This window comes from Brumicola pallidula DSM 14239 = ACAM 615 (assembly GCF_000428905.1).
Taxonomy (GTDB): Bacteria; Pseudomonadota; Gammaproteobacteria; order Enterobacterales; family Alteromonadaceae; genus Glaciecola; species Glaciecola pallidula.
The window spans coordinates 92,713-115,114 of record NZ_KE386815.1; the positions used below are offsets into that span (position 1 = coordinate 92,713).

The 22,402-nt window shown below is 42.4% G+C and carries 17 protein-coding genes and 2 pseudogenes; 4 read left to right on the top strand and 15 right to left on the bottom strand.

Translation table 11 applies throughout. The features are described 5' to 3' along the window. Window positions 1–65: 65 nt before the first annotated feature. The 9 genes from G399_RS0114270 to sdhC form a co-directional block, all read right to left on the bottom strand. Window positions 66–3,092 (bottom strand): TonB-dependent receptor, encoded by a 3,027-nt coding sequence (locus tag G399_RS0114270; protein ID WP_006010226.1) that lies wholly within the window; start codon window positions 3,090–3,092, stop codon window positions 66–68. Window positions 3,093–3,456: 364 nt separating this feature from the next. Beyond that, entirely contained in the window at window positions 3,457–4,329 is an 873-nt protein-coding gene (gene sucD, locus G399_RS0114275) for a succinate--CoA ligase subunit alpha (protein ID WP_006010227.1), read from the bottom strand. Continuing rightward, window positions 4,329–5,495 carry an ADP-forming succinate--CoA ligase subunit beta gene (gene sucC, locus G399_RS0114280; RefSeq protein ID WP_006010228.1) on the bottom strand — a complete coding sequence of 389 codons (1,167 nt, stop codon included), beginning with the start codon at window positions 5,493–5,495 and terminating at the stop codon, window positions 4,329–4,331. The genes sucD and sucC overlap by 1 nt, the downstream gene beginning before the upstream one ends. Window positions 5,496–5,667: 172 nt before the next feature. After that, window positions 5,668–7,173, bottom strand: a complete 1,506-nt coding sequence (gene odhB, locus G399_RS0114285) for a 2-oxoglutarate dehydrogenase complex dihydrolipoyllysine-residue succinyltransferase (RefSeq protein WP_006010229.1) — start codon at window positions 7,171–7,173, stop codon at window positions 5,668–5,670. A 9-nt stretch (window positions 7,174–7,182) separates the two neighbouring features. Continuing rightward, window positions 7,183–10,011 carry a 2-oxoglutarate dehydrogenase E1 component gene (sucA, locus tag G399_RS0114290; RefSeq protein ID WP_006010230.1) on the bottom strand — a complete coding sequence of 943 codons (2,829 nt, stop codon included), beginning with the start codon at window positions 10,009–10,011 and terminating at the stop codon, window positions 7,183–7,185. 273 nt (window positions 10,012–10,284) lie between these two features. Next, window positions 10,285–10,995 (bottom strand): succinate dehydrogenase iron-sulfur subunit, encoded by a 711-nt coding sequence (locus G399_RS0114295; RefSeq protein WP_006010231.1) that lies wholly within the window; start codon window positions 10,993–10,995, stop codon window positions 10,285–10,287. Window positions 10,996–11,009: 14 nt separating this feature from the next. Then, window positions 11,010–12,782: a succinate dehydrogenase flavoprotein subunit gene (gene sdhA / locus G399_RS0114300; RefSeq protein ID WP_006010232.1), complete on the bottom strand. Its 1,773-nt coding sequence runs from the start codon at window positions 12,780–12,782 to the stop codon at window positions 11,010–11,012. 1 nt (window position 12,783) lies between these two features. After that, window positions 12,784–13,131: a succinate dehydrogenase, hydrophobic membrane anchor protein gene (gene sdhD / locus G399_RS0114305; protein ID WP_006010233.1), complete on the bottom strand. Its 348-nt coding sequence runs from the start codon at window positions 13,129–13,131 to the stop codon at window positions 12,784–12,786. Then, entirely contained in the window at window positions 13,125–13,499 is a 375-nt protein-coding gene (gene sdhC / locus G399_RS0114310) for a succinate dehydrogenase, cytochrome b556 subunit (RefSeq protein WP_026843755.1), read from the bottom strand. Before sdhC ends, sdhD begins: the two co-directional genes overlap by 7 nt. Before the next feature lie 431 nt (window positions 13,500–13,930). On the opposite strand from sdhC, the gene G399_RS0114315 reads away from it, so the two are divergent. Both G399_RS0114315 and G399_RS0114320 read left to right on the top strand, forming a co-directional pair. After that, a complete protein-coding gene (locus tag G399_RS0114315) occupies window positions 13,931–15,211 on the top strand; it encodes a citrate synthase (RefSeq protein WP_006010240.1) in 1,281 nt (426 codons plus the stop codon). A gap of 80 nt (window positions 15,212–15,291) precedes the next feature. Next, window positions 15,292–15,711, top strand: coding sequence for a DUF3429 domain-containing protein (locus G399_RS0114320; RefSeq protein ID WP_006010242.1), 420 nt, complete (start codon window positions 15,292–15,294; stop codon window positions 15,709–15,711). A 96-nt stretch (window positions 15,712–15,807) separates the two neighbouring features. On the opposite strand, the gene G399_RS0114325 is transcribed toward G399_RS0114320, so the two are convergent. The 5 genes and pseudogenes from G399_RS0114325 to G399_RS21750 all read right to left on the bottom strand — a co-directional run bounded on the left by G399_RS0114325 (window position 15,808) and on the right by G399_RS21750 (window position 19,950). Continuing rightward, complete coding sequence (locus G399_RS0114325; RefSeq protein ID WP_006010244.1) at window positions 15,808–17,262, bottom strand: phosphohexomutase domain-containing protein; 1,455 nt, start codon at window positions 17,260–17,262, stop codon at window positions 15,808–15,810. A gap of 80 nt (window positions 17,263–17,342) precedes the next feature. Continuing rightward, window positions 17,343–18,761 carry a mannose-1-phosphate guanylyltransferase/mannose-6-phosphate isomerase gene (locus G399_RS0114330; protein WP_006010246.1) on the bottom strand — a complete coding sequence of 473 codons (1,419 nt, stop codon included), beginning with the start codon at window positions 18,759–18,761 and terminating at the stop codon, window positions 17,343–17,345. Between the two features lie 123 nt (window positions 18,762–18,884). Then, window positions 18,885–18,986, bottom strand: coding sequence for a pirin-like C-terminal cupin domain-containing protein (locus tag G399_RS22855; RefSeq protein ID WP_081585756.1), 102 nt, complete (start codon window positions 18,984–18,986; stop codon window positions 18,885–18,887). Between the two features lie 88 nt (window positions 18,987–19,074). Then, window positions 19,075–19,448, bottom strand: a pseudogene (locus tag G399_RS22865) (pirin family protein); the annotation flags it as partial. A gap of 22 nt (window positions 19,449–19,470) precedes the next feature. Then, window positions 19,471–19,950 (bottom strand): annotated as a pseudogene (locus G399_RS21750) (glutathione S-transferase family protein). Between the two features lie 167 nt (window positions 19,951–20,117). Between G399_RS21750 and tcdA the strand changes: the two are divergent. After that, window positions 20,118–20,906 carry a tRNA cyclic N6-threonylcarbamoyladenosine(37) synthase TcdA gene (gene tcdA, locus G399_RS0114355; RefSeq protein WP_006010251.1) on the top strand — a complete coding sequence of 263 codons (789 nt, stop codon included), beginning with the start codon at window positions 20,118–20,120 and terminating at the stop codon, window positions 20,904–20,906. On the opposite strand, the gene G399_RS0114360 is transcribed toward tcdA, so the two are convergent. Further along, entirely contained in the window at window positions 20,903–21,574 is a 672-nt protein-coding gene (locus tag G399_RS0114360) for a DedA family protein (RefSeq protein ID WP_006010253.1), read from the bottom strand. The genes tcdA and G399_RS0114360 overlap by 4 nt on opposite strands. Window positions 21,575–21,823: 249 nt before the next feature. Between G399_RS0114360 and G399_RS0114365 the strand changes: the two genes are divergently transcribed. Beyond that, window positions 21,824–22,378 carry a LysR family transcriptional regulator gene (locus tag G399_RS0114365; RefSeq protein ID WP_006010256.1) on the top strand — a complete coding sequence of 185 codons (555 nt, stop codon included), beginning with the start codon at window positions 21,824–21,826 and terminating at the stop codon, window positions 22,376–22,378. The last annotated feature ends 24 nt before the right edge of the window (window positions 22,379–22,402 follow it).

Sequence of the window (22,402 nt, forward strand, 5' to 3'; positions counted from 1 at the left end):
TGTCATACTTTTGTTGCGGCCTAAAGGAAGGCCTATTTTAAACAGTGACGTTAAATTAGTTATTTTCATAGTGAGTACGTTAGCCCCAAGAAGAATTGAGTACCAAAGTACTGAATAGTGCCGGTGCGAGCTTCGTTACCAAAGTAACTTTTGGTCGGCGCATCCGTTAAGTTATTCACTTGGAACAAAATACCGAGGTTTTCATTCACTTCGTAGCTTGCTTGATAGTCAATAATAAGCTCAGAATCAAAATTAACGACCTGATCATTGACGGCAACTTGCTTGGATACAAAGGGGTCTCGGTAACGCGCGCTGACGCGAGTTTCAAAACCGTCGTTCTCCCAAAACAGCGTGCCGGACAATACTTGCTTGCTCAAACCAGGCAGTAAGGTGGAGAAAACGCCATCATTTTCACTTGCTCGTTTAATAATCTCAGTTTCGGTGTATGAGTAACTTGCACTAACACCCAAACCAGACCACAGTCCTGGTAAATTGCTGTACACTTCTGTGTATGACAATTCAAGACCCCGAATATAGCCGCCTCGAGCGTTATTTTCAGCCGTTGTGTAGGCGCCATCAATCACCGGAACACTCACAAAAACTTGCTCGCCTAATTCATCCAACACGGGTTGAGCTTCGTCCTCATCCGTAAAAACAGGAATATCAATTGAGGTAGGAACAATAAATCCATTAGCGGCAAAATCGTAAGGATCGGTTTTACTTCTATCAACAAATGACTGAATATCTTTGTAATAAAGCGCGGCAATTAGTGCACCGTCAGAGTCATCAAAGTAATACTCGTAAGAGATGTCGTACTGATTCGCGTAGAAAGGACGCAAGTAAGGGCTATTATCGCTTTGACCCGACAATCTAGCTTCACCAACCACCGTAACTTCGCCGGTATCAATATTTTGACTCGCTGACGGTTCTGAAACCTGCACACCGGTATTGGCAAACATTTCATTGATCGGGGCTCTCCCCATCACTTTTGCAGCGGCGAAACGCACTAACTGGTTACTGGTCAATTTAAACGTTAAGTTCAATGACGGCAGATAATCAGTGTAGGTGTCTTCTAATATCACGGGGCGGAACGTATCCACAGCTAGGCCAATGTCATCAGTAATGATTTGGGCACCAGATTCAGGATCACCGCCCACGTTTTGTAAGAAAGTAGATGCTTGTTTGGTATCGACCATTCTTACACCAATATTACCGGTAACTGGAATACCGGCTAACTCCATGTCGAGATTAGCCATAATGTAAGCGGAATTTACTTCTTCATAAACTTCACCACTTTGCAAAACAGACCATGAAGTATCAGTACGTGGATCGCCATCAGGTGGGTTTAAGACGCCATCGAAACCGCCCCAGCTTTGAACCGGTTGCGGCACGCCACCTGGAAACCATGCATCAAGTGCTTTGTCTAAATCAATCGCTAAGTAACTAGGGAAGTATGAAAACTCACCTTCCCAGTTAACCACGCTAACCATATCTTCAGTAAGGCGCAACGGTGGCTGGCTTCTTGAGAAACCCGAATCACTGCCATATTCAAACACGGAACGGTCATTGGTATATGCACGATCAGAGTAGCGCGCACCAAACTCAATAGAACGAACCCAGTTGTTATCTAATTGATAGGTAAAATCAAGGCGATATGCATCTAATTCGTCTGAGTTTTGGAATGGATAAATACCATATTTAGACACCATTACCTTGTTTAAATCGATGAAATCACCCGCTTGGTTAAAGCCTAAGTCAGGTAAATCCAATCCATTCAATAAATAACTGATGGAGATATTCTCATCTAATACCGGCGCTAGCGCATTGGCATCTTCCGCAACCAGTGACCACAGTAGACCGTTTCTGAAATCACTTTTAGCAGAGGAATGAGAAATATCAAAGGACATCGTCCAGTCATCGTTTATGTCCCACTTACCATTGAGCCCTAAACTGCGAACTTCATCAATGTCTTGATTATCATCATTGACCAGTTCAACTCGGGTATTGGCTCCACGATCACGATTAAAGGTACCACCTATAACGTCGTTTCCAACAATAGTCGGATTGGCAATAGTCACATTGGGCGCTTCAAGCTTGACTCGAAAACCACGTGCAAATTCTTCTGATTCAAACTTGCTTAAGAACGCATCGGCTTTGAGCACAAAGTTATCGACTGGGGCCCACTCAATCGCGGCCATATAACCATTTCGAGTTTCAGCACCGCCGGCATGCTGCATTTCAAAGCCTTCAGTGATGTTTTCACATTCACCGCACTGTCCTAAGACTGGGCGACTTGGGTCAAGATTGCCGGTATCATTTGCAACAAAATCGACGTCTTTTTCACGATTATAGGCTAACCCGATAAACTGTGTTGACACACTGGGCTGGTACAACTTCGCGTAGCCAAGAGCAACGCCCAAGGTGTCTTCTAAGAATTTGCCTTGATAAGCAAAGCTGATCCTGTGGCCAAACTCATCTGCATCCGCAACTTCGCTAGCACGGTCGTTATACATGCCTCGTACGTTTGCGTTGAAGGTGTGTTGTTTGTCGTTAGATAAGGGACTGGCTGTTTTTAATTCAACAGTACCAGCTACACCGCCTTCTAATAAAGAGGCTTTAGGTGACTTATATACCGCAGCTGAACTAATTAACTCTGATGGGTATTGATCGAATTCAATCGACCGACTGCCGCTGGTTGACACTTGCTCTCTGCCATTAAGCGTAGAGAAGACAAAATCACCAGACAAACCACGAATGTTAATCTCTGCAGCTTGGCCACCGGTTCTTACTGCAGATATACCCGGTAAACGTGTAAGCGCATCAGCCATTGAAACATCCGGTAGTCCGCCCAAGTCATCAGCTGAGATTTGCTCTGATACCGTGTCGCTGAATCGTTTTTGATTAAGCGACTTGATCAGGCTGGATCTAAAACCAACAACCTCAATTTTCTCAATTTTTTCTTCTGCACTCTCTTCCGTCTGATTCTCTTGCGAAGTTTCAGCGGTTTGCTGTGCATAAAGGGGCAAACTACCAATCATCATTCCGCTAGCGACTAAGGCTGCGGTAATCAAGCTGGGTTTGAATTTAGTCATATTTGTATCCCATTACTGTTGAGTGTGACGCTTCCCTGCTTTATCAGACTTTTTAGCTGATGACGCAAGTGCGCCTATTTGTACTGGGATCAGATGTTACATTCTTGTGAGTTCTTTTAACATTAGGTGCATACGTATTCATTACATAAGGCAACATTTAGTTAACAAAAATGCGAATTAATAGGGCTATTTCATTATAAGCTGACTAGATGCTTAGATTTTTTGAAACAAAAACATAAGCTTAGAATTATTACAAAACATTTTTATTTACAATTTAATAACACGGGTATTTATTTTCATTTTTATAAGACAAAAAAACCTGCTAACAACAGCAGGTTTTTTTAATCAAACTTACAGTACTAAATTACCAACCGGTAATTTCACGTAAACCTTTACCAATCTCAGCAAGTGAACGGACAGTCTTAACGCCAGCCGCTTCTAACGCTTTAAACTTCTCGTCAGCTGTGCCTTTGCCGCCAGCAATGATTGCGCCAGCATGTCCCATACGCTTACCAGGAGGTGCTGTAACGCCAGCAATGTAAGAAACAACAGGCTTAGTCACATGTGATTTAATATATTCAGCAGCTTCTTCTTCCGCCGTTCCGCCAATTTCACCAATCATCACGATTGCTTCAGTTGCTGGATCTTCTTGGAACAACTTCAAAATATCAATGAAGTTAGAACCCGGAATTGGATCACCACCAATACCAACACAAGTTGACTGGCCAAAGCCTTCGTCGGTCGTTTGCTTAACCGCTTCATAGGTTAATGTACCAGAACGAGAAACAATACCCACTTTACCTGGCTTGTGAATGTGACCAGGCATGATGCCGATCTTACATTCACCTGGAGTGATAACACCCGGACAGTTTGGACCAATCATACGCGCGCCTTTTTGGTCCACGTATTCTTTAACATAGAGCATATCGATGGTTGGGATACCTTCGGTGATACAAACCACTAATTCGATACCAGCATCTACTGCTTCAATAATTGAATCTTTGCAAAATGGTGCAGGTACATAAATAACAGTTGCCGTAGCCCCTGTTGATTCAACTGCTTCTTTCACTGTATTGAATACAGGAAGACCTAAATGCGAAGTACCACCTTTACCAGGCGTTACACCACCAACCATTTGCGTTCCATAAGCAATTGCTTGTTCTGAATGAAAAGTACCTTGTCCGCCAGTGAAACCTTGGCAGATAACTTTAGTGTCTTTATTAATTAATACTGACATTATTTGCCCTCCGCAGCAGCAACAACTTTAAGCGCAGCATCCGTCAATGACTCTGCAGCAATTATATCCAAACCAGAACCAGCAAGCACCTCACGGCCTAGTTCGGCATTTGTACCTTCAAGACGAACAATTACTGGTACATTAACACCCACTTCTTTAACTGCACCGATAATACCTTCAGCAATCATATCGCAACGTACGATACCACCGAAAATATTAACCAATACGGCTTTAACTTTGCTGTCTGATAAAATAATCTTAAATGCTTCAGCAACACGTTCTTTAGTTGCACCGCCCCCAACATCAAGGAAGTTTGCAGGGCTGCCGCCATGCAAGTTAACGATATCCATGGTTCCCATTGCTAAGCCTGCGCCATTAACCATACAACCGACATTCCCGTCTAGGGCAACATAGTTCAATTCAAATCTAGCCGCATGCGCTTCACGTGCGTCCTCTTGAGATGGATCGTTCATATCACGTACTTTAGGCTGACGATATAATGCATTACCATCGACGCCCAATTTAGCATCTAAGCAATGCAGATCGCCATCAGCCTTGATTACTAGTGGGTTGATTTCAATCATCGCTAGGTCAAGATCTTCAAACATCTTAGCCAAACCCATGAAGATAGTAGTGAACTGACGAATTTGAACACCCTTCAGGCCTAACTTGAATGCGATCTCTCTAGCTTGGAATGGCTGAGCACCGACTAATGGATCAATTTCAGCTTTCAGAATTTTTTCCGGTGTTTGTTCAGCCACAGTCTCAATTTCAACACCACCTTCGGTAGATGCCATGAAAATGATCCTACGCGACGTTCTATCAACTACTGCGCCGAGATATAATTCTTGAGCGATATCAGTGCATGTTTCAACAAGAATCTTACTGACCGGCTGACCCTTTTCATCTGTTTGGTACGTAACTAAGTTTTTACCAAGCCAGTTTTCAGCGAAAGCTCTAATGTCAGCTTTATCTTTAACTAGTTTCACACCGCCGGCTTTACCGCGACCTCCAGCGTGTACTTGACATTTAACTACCCATTCAGTTCCGCCAATGCGGTCTGCAGCTTCAACAGCAGCTTGGGGAGTCTCAGCAGCGTATCCTTCAGATACTGGCAAACCGTATTCTTTGAATAGTTGTTTGCCTTGGTATTCATGCAAATTCATGTTGATTTATCCGATTTTATTTAATAGAAAAGCCGCCGTTGATTCCTTCGAAAAGTACTATGGGCGACTTGTTTTGCTTAGCTAAATTCTATCACAAACTTAGCCTCATCACAGGTGATAAAGCCGTTATCACCTGGGTTTTTCGATTCAAAACTCGTTGTTAACTTAAAATTTACACATCAAGTAACAAACGAGTTGGGTCTTCTAACATTTCTTTAACAGTGACTAAGAACCCAACCGACTCTTTACCATCGACTATTCGATGATCATAAGATAATGCCAAATACATCATTGGTAGTATTTCAACTTTGCCATTCACAGCCATTGGGCGGTCTTGGATTTTATGCATTCCCAAAATCGCACTTTGTGGTGGATTGATAATTGGTGTTGACATTAAAGAACCAAATACACCGCCATTGGTGATAGTGAAATTACCGCCTTGCAGGTCAGACAGTGCTAGCTTGCCATCGCGACCTTTAAGCGCTAGCTCTTTAATTCCTTTTTCAACGCCAGCCATACCCAGAGTATCAGTATCACGCAAAATAGGTGTCACTAAGCCACGTGGTGTAGAAACCGCAATAGATATGTCGAAGTAGTTGTGGTAACAAATGTCGTCACCATCAATTGATGCGTTAACTTCAGGGAAACGTTTTAGTGCTTCAGTGACGGCCTTAACGTAGAAAGACATAAAACCTAAGCGGATACCATGACGCTTTTCAAAGCTCTCTTGGTATTGCTTACGCAAATCCATGATTGGCTTCATATTAACTTCATTAAAAGTGGTCAACATTGCTGTCGTATTTTTTGCTTCCATTAGACGGTTAGCAATTGTTTTGCGCAAACGTGTCATTGGTACGCGTTTTTCAGTGCGCTCGCCTGCGGCCACAGATGGCGCAGCACTTGGGGTTGGTGACGAGGCTGATGCTACAGGAGCTGGTGCTTTTAAATGCTTTTCAACGTCTTCTTTAGTTATTCTGCCGCCTTTGCCCGTGCCTTTAACCTTACTAGCATCAACACCTTTTTCAGCAAGTAATCGACGAACCGAGGGACTTAACGCGTCCGAATCACTTTCATCCTCTTGCTCGGCAACTACGTTTGCCGCTGCAGGCGCTGATGTTGCTGCTGCAGTTCCAGCAACAAAGTTCGCAATAATCGCTTCTGCAAGGACTGTTTCACCCTCTTGTGCCAAAATCTCAGAAATTGAACCATCAGCCGGTGCAACAACCTCTAGTACCACTTTGTCAGTTTCAATATCAACCAAGTTTTGGTCTCTTTTTACTGCTTGTCCAGGTTGAACGTGCCAAGTAGCTATTGTTGCATCAGCAACAGATTCTGGTAACACAGGAACTTTAATCGCAGTTACTGCGCCTGAGGCTGCTGGTGCTGCAGATTCTGACGCTGCTGCTGGTGCTTGAGTTTCCGGAGTTGCTTTAGCAGCACCTCCCTCTTCCACTTTACCGATGACTTGCTCACCTAAAACGGTATCACCTTCACCATGTATAATTTCTGATAAGACGCCGTCTTCGGGTGCTACTACTTCCAATACTACTTTGTCAGTCTCAATATCAACCAGATTTTGGTCTCTGGTAACAGTATCGCCAGCTTTAACATGCCAAGTTGCGATTGTTGCATCTGCTACTGATTCAGGTAATACGGGAACTTTTATTTCAATTGTCATCTGGGTTCCTTAGTTTATTGTAAGTGCGTCTTCAACCAACGCTTTTTGTTGTTGGTTGTGCACAGAAACATAGCCAACTGCAGGTGAAGCCGACGCTTTACGACCGGCATAAGTTAAGTTAGATCCTGGCGGAATTGACTGCCATATGTGATGTTGGCTGCAATACCACGCACCTTGATTCTGTGGTTCTTCTTGACACCAAACCCAGTCAGTCACATGCTCATACTTCGCCATGATGGCTTTGAACTCTTCTTGAGGGAATGGATACAGTTGCTCTAAACGAACAATTGCAACGTCGTTTTTTTCGTTCTTGCGACGCTGGTCAAGCAAGTCGTAATACACCTTACCTGAACACATAACGACACGTTTGACATGTTGTGGGTCTAGCTCATCAACTTCATCTATCACGTTGTAAAATACACCAGCAGCTAACTCTTCAATAGAAGAAACGGCAAGCGGATGACGCAGTAATGACTTTGGCGACATAACTATCAATGGCCGACGCATAGGTCGAACCGCTTGGCGACGCAACATATTGTATACTTGTGCCGGTGTCGATGGCACACATACTTGCCAGTTATGGTCAGCACACATTTGCAACCATCTTTCTAAGCGAGCAGAACTGTGTTCGGGACCTTGACCTTCATATCCGTGTGGCAATAGCATAGTCAAACCGCATAAACGCCCCCACTTTGCTTCACCTGACGATAGGAATTGGTCAAACACAACCTGAGCACCGTTTGCAAAATCACCAAACTGAGCTTCCCAAATAGTTAGGTAAGAAGGTTCTGCGGTGGCAAAGCCATATTCAAATGCCATAACCGCTTCTTCTGATAATACAGAATCGTAAATATCAATTCGACCTTGGTCAGCTGAAATATTTTGTAATGGCAAATAAGCGGAGCCATCTTCTTGGTTGTATAAAACTGCGTGACGATGGAAGAATGTTCCGCGACCTGAATCTTGGCCCGTTATACGTATATTGGTTTTATCTGCCAAAATAGTTGCATACGCCAAGTTTTCAGCCATCCCCCAATCAAGCATTTTCTCACCATCTACCATGGCCTTGCGATCAAGGTAAAGTTTATTTACGCGAGATTGTAGACGATGTTTTTCAGGATAGTTGATTAATGCATTACCTAATTCTTTCATTTTCTCGACAGTTAAACTGCCGTCATATTCAACATCCCAATCATGCCCAATGTAAGGTGACCAATCAACTGAATGCTCAGTCATAGGCCTCCACTCTTGAACAACGCAAGCGCCATGATCAAGTGCCGCTCTATATTCTGCCATCAATTTGTCAACTTCATGTTTCTCAATCGTACCTTCAGCAATCAACTGATCTGCATAAATTTGGCGGGCTACTGGGTGCTTCTTAATTTTTTTATACATGAGCGGCTGCGTAGCACTCGGCTCATCAGCTTCGTTGTGACCATGGCGACGATAACAAACCAGGTCGATAACGACGTCGCGTTTAAATTTATTTCTGTAGTCCAACGCTAACTTAGTTACAAACATGACAGCTTCAGGATCATCGGCGTTTACGTGGAAAATCGGCGCCTGAACCATTTTTGCGATGTCAGTACAATACTGGGTAGAACGGGCGTCTTCAATATTCGATGTTGTAAATCCAACTTGGTTGTTGATAACAATACGAACCGTACCACCTACTTTAAAGCCGCGTGTTTGCGACATATTAAACGTTTCTTGCACGACACCCTGACCAGCGATTGCTGCGTCACCATGGATAGTGATTGGTAATACGGCCGAACCATCTTCGCAGTGACGTCTTTGTAGTCGAGCTCTTACCGAGCCCATAACCACTGGGTTAACGATTTCTAAATGCGACGGATTAAAGGCAAGGGCTAAGTGAACATTGCCGCCCGGTGTTGCAAAATCAGATGAGAAACCGGCATGATATTTAACATCCCCCGCACCTAATGTATCATCATGTTTGCCAGCAAATTCATCGAACAATACCGATGGATTTTTACCTAACACGTTAACCAGAATATTTAAACGACCTCGGTGGGCCATCCCAATGACAACTTCTTTAGTTCCAAATGCCCCAGCTTGGGTAATCAAGCCTTTGAGCATGGGTACTAAAGCGTCGCCACCCTCTAATGAAAATCGCTTGGCACCGGTGAATTTAGCACCTAGGTATTTCTCCATACCATCGGCTGCAATAAGGCCTTTGAGAATGTTTATTTTCTCGTCTCGATCAATCACTGGTTTGGCTTCAACCGATTCGATACGCTGTTGTAGCCAGCGTTTCTGTTCGGTATCTGTAATATGCATGTATTCAGAGCCAATCGAACCACAATAGGTGCGATTGAGCGATTTAAATAAATCACCTAAGCCCATTTTGTCGGCATTAACAGCGTATGAACCAAGATTAAACATGGCTCCAAAATCGCTTTCTGACAAATTATGATGCTTTAATTCTAAATCTCGAACCCCTGGTTGTATCCATAAACTTAATGGGTCTAGGTTGGCGTGTTGATGACCACGAAAACGGTAAGCATTGATTAACTGTAATACTTTTACCTGTCGCTCATCACTTTGAACATCGCCTTGCGTTGCCGCAGCACCCGGAGTAAAACGTGCAGCAGGACCTAGAGAGGCCATGTGCTTAAAGTCAGCCTTGATTTGGGTATGGTTAGATTCTACCTCTACACCATCTACCTTAGGTAGTGCATCAAAAATAACTTTCCAATTTTCTAAAATACTTTGTGGATCTTCAAGGTAAGCTTCATACATCTCTTCAATGTAAGCGGTATTACCTCCCGCCATGTGGGATGAATCCCACCATGCTTTCATCACGCTGTCTTGCATTCTTAAGCCTTGATATAAAAAGTTATCGGTATTGTATTCTAAGTAGATTCTTTTTGTAAATTAAGTATTACGCTTTTGTAAGGATATATACGACTATAATGGTATAAGACGACATATATAACCTCAAATATAGAAAAAAACTTGAATTTTTAAATCATTATCTCTTAATTCATATTAATTGTTGATTTAGTTTTGTTTGCATAAAAAAATAGCCGTCCCTCTCAGGACAGCTATTTAGCATTCAAACGTACCTAGCGAATAGGCAATAAGGCACTAAACAGCCCGTTGTAATAGCATCGACTTAATCTGGCCGATAGCTTTCGTTGGATTTAACCCTTTGGGACACACACTAACGCAGTTCATAATGCCGTGGCAACGGAATACACTAAATGCATCATCTAAATTATTCAAACGTTCGTCGGTAGCAGTGTCACGAGAATCGATTAAAAATCTATATGCATGTAACAAGCCTGCTGGCCCAATAAATTTATCTGGGTTCCACCAAAATGATGGGCAAGAAGATGAACAACATGCGCATAAAATACATTCATAAAGACCGTCTAATTTAGCTCGGTCTTCTTGTGATTGTATGAACTCGCGTGCTGGCGGCTGCTTGTCGTCATTGATCAAGAATGGCTTAATTTTTTCATACTGAGTATAAAATTGCGTCATATCGACTACTAAGTCACGCACAACAGGCAGACCCGGCAGAGGACGAACGACAATCTTACCTTTGCGTAAAGCAGACAAAGGGGTGATACACGCCAAGCCATTTTTACCGTTCATGTTCATACCGTCAGAACCACAGACACCTTCACGGCATGAGCGACGGAAAGACAATGTAGGGTCTTTTTCTTTTAATGCAATCAAAGCGTCAAGCACCATCATGTCTTGGCCGTCTTCGACCTCTAACTGATAATCTCGCATCTTAGGTGCATCATCTACATCTGGGTTATATCGATAAATCGAAAAATCTAACATCATAATGATTACTCCTATTAATAAGAACGTACTTTCGGCGGAAAGGCTTCTCTAAGCTTCGGCGTCATGTTTACTTCACGACGACGCATAGAATCAGATTCCGGCAAATACAAGCTATGACACAACCAATTTTCATCGTCTCTCTCAGGGAAATCGAAACGGCTGTGTGCACCTCGACTCTCGGTTCTAAAGTTCGCTGCAACAGCCGTGCTATACGCAGTTTCCATTAGGTTATCTAACTCTAGACATTCAATGCGTTGGGTATTGAAGTCTGAACTCTTGTCATCCAAACGCGCATTTTGCAAACGTTCACGAATATCTTTGAGTTCCTGAAGGCCTTCGGCCATTGACTCACCTTCACGGAAAACCGAAAAGTTAAGCTGCATGCACTGCTGCATATCTTTCTTAATTTGGACCGGGTCTTCGCCCTTGCCTTTTTCAGAACTTTCCCAACGATTAAAGCGAGCCATTGTTGCTTCAAGGTCTGAAGCAGACGCATCACTTTGTACGTCAATTTGGTCTAAGCTCTTACCAAGATGTAGACCGGTAGCACGACCAAATACAACGAGATCAAGCAACGAGTTACCGCCAAGACGGTTAGCCCCATGCACAGAAACACAGGCAATTTCACCACAAGCGAACAGGCCATCTACTATGGATTCGTTACCGTCAATGTCGACATTAATAACTTCTCCATTAACATTGGTCGGGATACCGCCCATCATATAGTGACAGGTTGGTATTACTGGAATAGGCTCCTTTACAGGGTCAACGTGTGCAAAAGTTCTTGATAATTCAAGAATACCCGGTAAACGTGATTCCAGAACATCTTTGCCAAGGTGATCGAGTTTCAGTTTCAAGTGAGGACCCCAAGGACCATCACAACCGCGACCTTCACGAATTTCTGTCATCATCGAACGTGCGACCACGTCACGGCCGGCAAGGTCTTTCGCGTTTGGCGCATAACGTTCCATGAAACGCTCGCCATCTTTATTCAATAAGTAACCACCCTCACCACGACAACCTTCAGTTACAAGCGTACCTGCACCAGCGATACCTGTCGGGTGGAACTGCCACATTTCCATATCTTGCAATGGCACACCAGCTCTGACTGCCATACCAATACCGTCGCCGGTGTTTATATGAGCATTAGTGGTAGAGGCATAAATACGTCCAGCACCACCGGTGGCTAACACGACGGCTTTGGATTTAAAGTAAACCAATTCGCCAGTTTCAATGTCGATTGCTGTACAACCGACAACTTGACCCTGTTGGTTTTTAACTAGATCTAGTGCATACCACTCACTGAACACCTTGGTACGATTTTTTACATTTTGTTGATACAATAAATGTAATAACGCATGGCCAGTTCTATCAGCTGCGGCTGCTGTTCTTGCTGCTTGCTCGCCACCAAAATTGGTAGACTGCCCGCCAAATGGACGTTGGTATATTTTGCCTTCTTCAGTACGCGAAAAAGGTAAACCCATGTTTTCCATTTCGATAATAGCTTCAGGACCTGTTTTACACATGTACTCAATGGCTTCTTGATCGCCAATATAGTCTGACCCTTTTACGGTGTCATACATATGCCATTCCCAGTTATCTTCATGTGAATTACCTAGTGCAACGGTAATACCGCCCTGTGCTGATACTGTGTGTGAACGGGTCGGAAACACTTTGGATAACAAAGCACACGACTTACCAGACTCCGAAATCTGCAAAGCAGCTCGCATGCCGGCGCCGCCAGCGCCAATAACTACCGCGTCAAACTCATGCACGGGTAAACTCATATTATACACCCCATAAAACGAAAAGACCTACTGCAACATACGCAAATGCAATAAGGTTAAGAACATATTGAAGACCGGCGCGTAGACCAGTTGGTTTAACGTAATCTGTTAATACCTGCCACAATCCTATACGCACGTGGATCATAATTGAGATCAATGTGGCTAGCGTAAATGCCTTCATATAAATATTTGCGAAGAGACTTTGCCACACTTCAAAGGTAATAACTGAGGTTGTCACGAAAAAATACACCATGAAGAACGTAAATGCAGTCATAATGGCAGCCGTGGTGCGCGTCGAAACGTAATCTTGAATACCGTTTCTTTTCATTGATGCTTCGTTCGTTACCATAATATAACTCCTAATACGATTGTTAACACAACCCACATTCCCATTGCAATTCTTGCGCTATTGTTTCCTGAATCAAGTTCTTCCCAATAACCCATGTCCATTACTCCATGTCTTATACCACCGATAATGTGGTATGACAGCGCCGACAAGGTACCAATTGAAATTACTTTCCCGTACCAAGCATCCATCATGCTGTTAACGGAATTATATCCTTCAATTGATGCAACAGAGGTAGCCCAAGCGTAAATGACAAATAACAATGCAAAAAACATTGCTACGCCTGTTACACGGTGGAGAATTGATGCAACCGCTGCGGGTGGAAAACTAATGGTGTTAAGGTCTAAATTTACCGGTCTTTGTTTCTTCACAATAATATGCCTGTAGTCGTTCTTAGGTAATGCACAACAATAAATGGTTTATGCGCTTACCTTAGTTGTGTGTTTTACTTTTGTGGAGCGTGCTGGCGCCCTTTACTTGTTAACAATTTGTGAATTAAATATGACTAAATTGGAACAAAACCCATTCCTTTGATTTAGCGGTCTATAATATAACAATCCGTCCATTAAATTACAATTTTTTGTTGTCTATTAAGGCTTAAGTCTTAGACATTTATCGCAACCCTTAATAGTGTCGGTCAATACAGAATATTTATTAATCGAATGTGCATTTAAATTGACTTACTATTACAATACCAGTACAAATAGCGCCACTTTTCGTAACGATGTGAACAATTTTGTCGATAATAACGTATTTTGTCGACTACAACGGTACAGTGGTAAATTAAAGAGGAGAACACTGCATGGCAAATGATACAGCCACATTAAAAGTAGGTGATAAAGAAATCGAACTTCCGATTTTGACTGGAACTGCAGGCCATCCTGTAATTGATGTCAGAGCCTTGGGCGGCCACGGTTACTTTACTTTCGACCCAGGCTTCATGGCTACAGGTTCATGTGAATCTTCAATTACATTCATTGACGGCGCTAAAGGTGTGTTGTTGCACAGAGGCTATCCTATTGATGAATTAGCACGCGATTCTGAATATCTAGAAGTCTGTCATATGCTCTTGCACGGGCACGCGCCGACAACAGAAGAATATCTTCAATTCAAAGACACCATTACTCGGCACACCCTTTTGCACGAGCAAATTAACATGTTCTTTCATGGTTTCAGAAATGACGCTCACCCAATGGCAATGCTTTGCGGCACCGTTGGCGCAATGTCGTCTTTCTACCACAGTGACTTAGATGTGAACAGTGAAGAGCAACGACTTCGCAGCGCGCATCGTTTAATTGCGAAAATGCCAACGCTGGTTGCAATGTGCTACAAGTATAATGTTGGACAACCGTTCGTTTACCCACGCAATGATCTAAGTTACGCTGGTAACTTTCTGAATATGATGTTTTCAGTACCTGCAGAAGACTATAAAATTAGTCCAACCGTTGAGCTAGCGATGGATAGAGTATTTATATTACATGCAGATCATGAGCAAAATGCATCTACATCTACCGTGCGTTTAGCCGGGTCTTCTGGTGCAAACCCATACGCATGTATTGCTGCTGGTGTTGCCTCTTTATGGGGTCCGGCACATGGCGGCGCTAACGAAGCTTGTTTAGAAATGCTAGAAGAAATCGGCACCGTTGACCGTATTCCAGAATTTATTGACAGAGCAAAAGACAAAGATGATTCGTTCCGTTTAATGGGCTTTGGCCATCGTGTTTATAAAAATCACGACCCTCGAGCAACCGTTATGCGTGAAAGCTGCCACGAAGTATTGGCTGAATTGAAGTTAAATGATCCACTTCTTGAAGTTGCAATGGAACTAGAGCGTATTGCGTTAAGTGACCCGTATTTCGCAGAGAAGAAATTATTCCCTAATGTCGACTTCTACTCAGGAATTATACTCAAAGCGATTGGTATTCCTACCAATATGTTTACTTGTATTTTCGCATTATCGAGAACAGTAGGTTGGATTTCGCATTGGCATGAAATGCTAAGTCAACCAGGTCAAAAAATTGGTCGACCTCGTCAATTGTATACAGGCGAAGGTCAGCGTAAGTACACTCCGATAAAAAGGTAGTTTACGCTACGTTAGTTAAAGATTAAGGCGCCTTTCGGCGCCTTTTTTATCAAACTAAATATACACATCAGAGGGTTAATATGCCGATACAGTTTAAACTACTAGGTTACGCGGGACTACTGCCATTTATATGTCTTCCACTGTTAGTAGTCACTGACATAAGTAATTATTTTTATACTTTTCAACACTTTGTACAATACTCAGCCATTATACTTTCATTCTTCGGTGGTATTCATTGGTATGACGCACTTCAGAATAACCGCGTTAACCATCAGTTGTATGTCGCTATGCTACCCAGTATTGTGGGCTGGTTGGGGCTGGTATTGCTTGACGGTAACGTGTTGTTAGGTGTCTTATCTTGCGCATTTATTGGCATGCTCACATACGACAAATATACCTTGGTTATGCCAAAAGCAAAAGTCATTGAATACACGACGCTGCGCTTGGCGTTAACGACCGTTGTTGTAATGTGCCACCTAGCGATGGCCTTAATCGCATAAAAATCCCAAAAAATCAGATTCTTAATTAGCTAAATCTTAGAACTTGTCTTATGCACAAAGACTCAAGACGAATGATATTAGACTGTCAACGGCGTATTAACCGGTTATTAAATCCATCAGTTCTTTAGTTTTTTCTTGCATTAAGGCTATATCGCCTCTAGATTCAACGTTTAAACGTATCACTGGTTCCGTATTAGACTTTCTCAAGTTGAAACGCCAAGTACCAAACTCCATGCCAATGCCATCTGTCTTATCAATCGTTTGGGCTTGAACGCCGTAATACTCAACGACTTTTTTAATCGTCAACCCTGCATTTTCGACAGTAGAGTTTATTTCACCTGACGAAGGAAACGCTTCAATACGCTCTCTCACCAATTCTGACAATGGTTGTTTTGTGGTACTAAGCAGCTCAGCTACAAGCATCCATGGGATCATACCCGAGTCGCAGTATGCGAAGTCGCGGAAATAATGATGAGCGCTCATTTCGCCACCATAGATCGCATCTTCCTTACGCATTCTTTCCTTTATAAACGCATGCCCAGTTTTGCATTTAACCGGCTTTCCTCTGCCCGCTTTTATAATTTCTTCAGTATTCCAAAAAACACGTGGATCATAAATAATACGCGCGCCCTTTTCTTTTGCTAAAAAGGCTTGCGCTAATAAGCCCACAATGTAGTAGCCTTCGATAAATTGACCCTTTTCATCGAATAAAAAACAACGATCAAAATCACCATCCCAAGCAATTCCCATATTAGCCTTATGAGCAATCACAGCATTTGCTGTATCAGCCCGATTCTCAGGTAGTAAAGGGTTAGGAATGCCATTAGGAAAATCGCCATTGGCTTGATGATGCACTTTAATAAACTCAACAGCCACATGTTGATGCTGAAAAAACAGTTCAATGGCGTCAAGGGCAGGCCCGGCAGAGCCATTACCCGCATTGACGACTAACTTTAAAGGAGATAGCTTTTTATAGTTAATATAACTTGCTAGGTGCAAAACGTAGTCATTTACACAACTAACACGCTCATAATGGTGAGTTTCAAGTAGTTTTCTTTCTTGAATTGAATGCATACCATTGAGAAAGTTATCATCGCTCACTAGTTCTCCACCACTAAATGCATGTAAGCGAGCTTGCACATTCATCTCATCGTAACTTTCAGCTCTATCTCGTATCGCAAACAAGCCACTATCACCACTAATTGGTATAGAGCCGGCTTTAACTAGTTTTAATCCGTTGTAATTAATCGGGTTATGAGATGCTGTTACTTCAATACCGCCATCAACGCCAAGGTGTTTGGTTGCAAAATAAATCTCTTCTGTCCCACACATCCCTAAATCGCTGACATTAGCACCACCATCAATGAGACCCGCAGCTAAAGCCAATTTAAGTGGCATAGATGTTTTTCTTACATCGGCACCGACAACTACAGTGCGAGCTTGCAGTTCTTCTGCAAAAGCTCTACCAATGCGATATGCAACAGATTCGGTCAATTGCTCTATCAGTTCGCCACGGATGTCGTAAGCTTTGAAACACGTAATTTTAGTCATTATTATTGGTCTTTAATTTATACTTTGAAAATAGGGAGTTTAAGGAGAGGGAAGTAAACTCACCTCCTTTTTCTATTATATTATTTTTTGTCTTCGACACGCCCATACCGGTCTGAAAATCTAACAATATCGTCTTCCCCAAGGTAACTTCCAGACTGGACTTCAATAAGTTCTAAAAGAATTTTACCCGGGTTTTCTAATGCATGAATTTCGCCAATAGGAATGTAAACAGATTCATTTTCTGTCACTAACAATGTTTTCTCACCGACTGTTACATTGGCACTACCAGAAACGACAATCCAATGCTCTGCGCGATGATGATGCATTTGCACACTGAGTTTCTCACCCGGTTTCACACTGATGCGTTTGACTTGGTAGCGAGTGCCGTTGTCAATAGAATCGTAACTGCCCCAAGGTCTAAATACTTCGCGGTGAAACTCAAATTCTGGACGCTTTTCGGCTTTTAATTGACTAACAACGTTCTTAATATCCTGCACTTTATTTTTGTTTGCCACCAATACAGCATCTTTGGTCTCAACCACGACGACATCATCTAAGCCTATTACCGCAATCAGACGTTGCTCGGAGTTAATATAACTATTAGTTACGCCGTCGAGGATTGCATCACCAATAACAACGTTGCCCGATCCATCCTTGTTTTGTGATGTTTCCCATAACGACGTCCAACTACCAACATCGTTCCAACCAGCGTCCAAAGGTACCATGCAAGCGTCAGCTGTATGTTCCATAACGGCATAATCGATTGAATCATCCGGACATTTAGCGAAAGCCTCGGCATCAACTCGGATAAATGTCATGTCTTTTTCGGTGTTTTCCATTGCGCTGGTGCAGGCAGCAAAAATATCAGGCGCATGTTCACTTAACTCACGCAAATACACACTTGCTTTAAACATAAACATGCCGCTATTCCAGTAATATTTACCGCTTGCAAGGTATTTTTGCGCCGTTGCTAAATCTGGCTTTTCAACAAATTCAGCAACTTTAAAGCCGCCCTCATTAACTGATTCGCCTGATTTTATATAGCCATAGCCTGTATGCGCCTCGTTTGGCAACACACCGAAGGTGACTAACTTGCCTTCGTTAGCCAATACGGTGGCTTTATCCAGAGCTGAGTGAAAGGCACTATGATCAGAAATAAGGTGATCTGCTGCCAGTATTAACAACACTGGGTCCTCGCCCTGCTGCAGAGCTCTCAGAGCCGCCAAGGCAATTGCAGGAGCGGTATTACGGCCAACCGGCTCCAATATAATGCTGTCGTAATTAATATTCGCGACACGCAATTGTTCTGCTGCCATAAAACGATGCTCTTCATTACAAATGAAAAGGGGCTGCTCCATTTTATCAGTAGGTAACCGCAAAATAGTATCTTGCAGCATAGTCTTATCAGACGTTAGCGCCAAAAACTGCTTGGGTAATGCAGCGCGAGATTTTGGCCACAAACGGCTTCCAGTGCCACCAGCAAGAACAACAGGCTTCATGAACATTCCTTTCAAATCATAATTGACTTGATGGTATTGAATAAAAGCACTTTATTCAATGCAAAACCTGCATATTTCATCTATTTATTAAGGAATTGTCGACCAAATATACTTAGCGCCCCCCTATTGCGTTAGCACGCCCTGTTGAAACTCATGTAAAGCTTGATTAATTTCTTCCTGAGAGTTCATCACAAACGGTCCACATTGCACAACCGGCTCATTAATAGGCTCACACTCACAAAGATGGCTCGCGCGGCGTCTTTGCTATCTAATACTAGGTCAGTAGCTAAGCTCAGCACGGCTAATTGACTTACAATTGAAAGCCGCGCATTTCACCTTCAATTTGCATTGGCATTTCCTCGTGAATAATACCTTTCCCTGCATTCATCCACTGCAAACCGCCATCTTCAATAACGCCTTCATTACCCATTGAGTCCTTGTGTCCTTGTGTCCCATTTTACCATTAAGCATATAAGTGACTGTTTGGAAACCTCGATGAGGATGCTTTGGAAAACCAGCAATGTAGTCCTGAGAATCTTCTGAACCGAACTCATCAAGCAATAGGAATGGGTCTAAGCGTTTTAACATCGGTTGCCCGATAACGCGTTTAAGCTTTACGCCTGGACCATCAGAAGCCGGCATCCCTTGTACAATTTGCTTAATTGTTGTTACTTTCAGATTTGTCATTGCTCTCTCCGTATAACTTGGCTTAAAGGTTCTCGCGACCATGCGCTGACTCTAGTTCCATTATCGGCCATACAGGCACTATTTGTGTTGAGTTGATCATCGTGTGACTGAAATAATAATGGCGTTTTATATAATCAAAGTTTGTTGTCTCTCTGACTCCAGCTATCTGAAAAAGCTCCTTAAGGTATCCTGACAATGCTGGGTAGTCGGCAAGCCGCCTTAGTTTTAGCAAACCCTGCCATGTAAACACCATTATTAATGCACTGATATTCATATTCGTTTATTTTGTCAATTTGATTTCTTAAGGCACTAGGGTAGTAGTCGTCATGGTTACCTGTGAAACTCACAAACAAATGATAGCGACCTGATTCAGGCGCAAATTCAGCCCTTGCCGATTAGAAATTGTATTTTTAAATGCAGAATCTTGACGAACAAATTTGCCATTACTCTTTTTAGTGTCGTACCATTGGTCTTGCCATACACCATTGACTAAGAAACCCATGTTGAATTCCTCTTATTTAACGTAGTAAGTCGATGTTGATATTAAAGCATTAAATTTATAGAACGTAACCTGCTTAAAATCGGAGCTTACGTTCTATTTTTTAGTACGTTTAGCACTATGTAATTGACATAATTTATCCTTACACCACTGGAATACAGAAAAGCCTTATGACCACAGCAACCGTCTCCACTCGATTTTCAGGACTCGTTAGGCTTTATACAAACGCTGGCCTGAGCAAATTACAAAATGCCAATATAGCGGTTGTCGGTATTGGTGGTGTTGGTTCTTGGAGTGCCGAAGCTTTAGCGCGCACCGCGGTAGGCAATATCACGTTAATTGACCTTGATGATATTGCGTTAAGCAATGTAAATAGACAAATACATGCGCTTTCATCAACTACTGAAGGGGCAAAAGTCGAGGTCATGAAACAACGTATTCTAGACATTAATCCACAGTGCAAAGTAACTGCGATAGAGGACTTTGTTACCACTGAAACACTTCAAGACTATATTACAACTTCGTTCGATGTAGTCATTGATGCTGTAGACAGCGTTAAAGCGAAAGCTGCGATGATTGCTTTTTGCAAACGTAACAAAGTAAAAATTATTACCGTAGGCGGCGCAGGCGGACAGATAGATCCATTGAAGGTAAGATGCAACGATCTGGCTAAAACGATTCAAGACCCGCTCGCGGCAAAGCTACGCTCAGACTTACGCCGCTTTTATAATTTCAGTAAAAACCCGAAACGAAACTTTGGCGTAGAATGTGTTTATTCAACCGAACAGCTGCGTTATCCGCAGGCCGATGGCAGTGTGAGTTTTGAAAAAACTCAACAACAAGGCGCTGGAAAAATGGATTGTGCCACTGGTTTTGGCGCATTTGTTGGTGTTACAGCCACGTTTGGTCTAGTGGCTGCGACAAGAGCGATAAAGTATATAGTTGAGCGCAAGGTTTAACTTTTTGCATTAACCTTTATGCTGTCTTTCCTATACTGTTTGACATCATACATCAACGCAATTGCTAACCAAATGCATACAATGCTAATCAATAGCGCTGTATTTTCGACCATCGCCATAACTTGCTCACTCAGCACAGCAGTGCCGGCTATTAGCAGTAAATAGTAGGGTAAATTAAGTAAGCCCGCCAAACCAATCACTTTCCATGATTTTTGTTGACTACCTTGTGAAAACATGAAAAAAGCCAGTGAGTTGATATGGATCATGGCAAGCGCTAGGTGTCTTAGCTTGGTCTTTCTTTTCGCCACCTGCGCACCTTGTTGCTGTGAACGTTTACCTGATGCCTTGCCAAGCATGAAATTGATGAACGAGCCAAGCGTTGCAGCTACAACCATACATAGCGTTAAATAAACAATATCCATGGCTGAGGGTTTTGCTCCTACGACTAAAATGACGGCAAAAAACTGGCCTGGAAAATAAAAACCAACATAAATTATTGATTCTAATAAAATAATAACAAAAATGATCAGGAAAAAGCCATTTTGCATATTATCCTGCAACAATTCCAAAATACTCATACCCGCAGGAATAACATTAAAATTTACCAGCACACTAATGAGTAGCAGCGCAATGAGGGCTGTAAGTGGAAGGAAAGCTGCATATTTCATAATTTGCCCGTGAAAAGGTTGGTATGCATAGTTTACGCTATGCTTGATAGTTGGATCATCCTGATTAATTATCGATGACTACGATTTAAGTCATTAGTTAAGTGATTCACAAACGAGAATCAAATACAGAACATTAAATACAGAACATTAAATACAGAACGGCGTCTAATGGATTGTGTGAGCCACATAAGCACTAAAATAATAGATTAACACATTGATATACAAAACCATGATAAGGAACCATATCCGTTGTATAGGCCCAAGACAAGCATACAACAATGGCGCACTTTACAAGCGGTTGTTGACTATGGCGGACACGCTCAAGCAGCCGAAAAGCTAAACAAGTCGCAGTCCTCGCTGAATCATGCTGTGGCTAAATTACAGGGCATATTGGACGTTCAATTACTCGAAGTTATTGGACGAAAAGCGGTGCTCACAGTGGCTGGTCATGTCATGTTGAGACGCTCTCGTTATTTAACTCAGAATGTTAAAGATCTTGAGTCGCCCGAAGCAAAGTCAGGGTGGTTAAAATCGGAAAACAGATGGACAGTAAGCCAATTTGATACTGCAATTGATTTACTTCGACAAAAACTAGGTTTTTGTTGGTTGCCTCAACATAAAGTGAAAAACCTAATACAAAGTAACGAACTTATTTGCTTACCTGTGCAAAGCAACCAATTTAAACAACTGACTGCTTTTTTAGTCTGTCCTTTACCCGATAATAAAGGCCCAGGTACACAATTATTAGAGACTCTGATTTTACATCATAGCAAAATTGATTTACCGTCTTCGTTACGTAAATAATAATTCGAGTGTGTTTGGATAAAT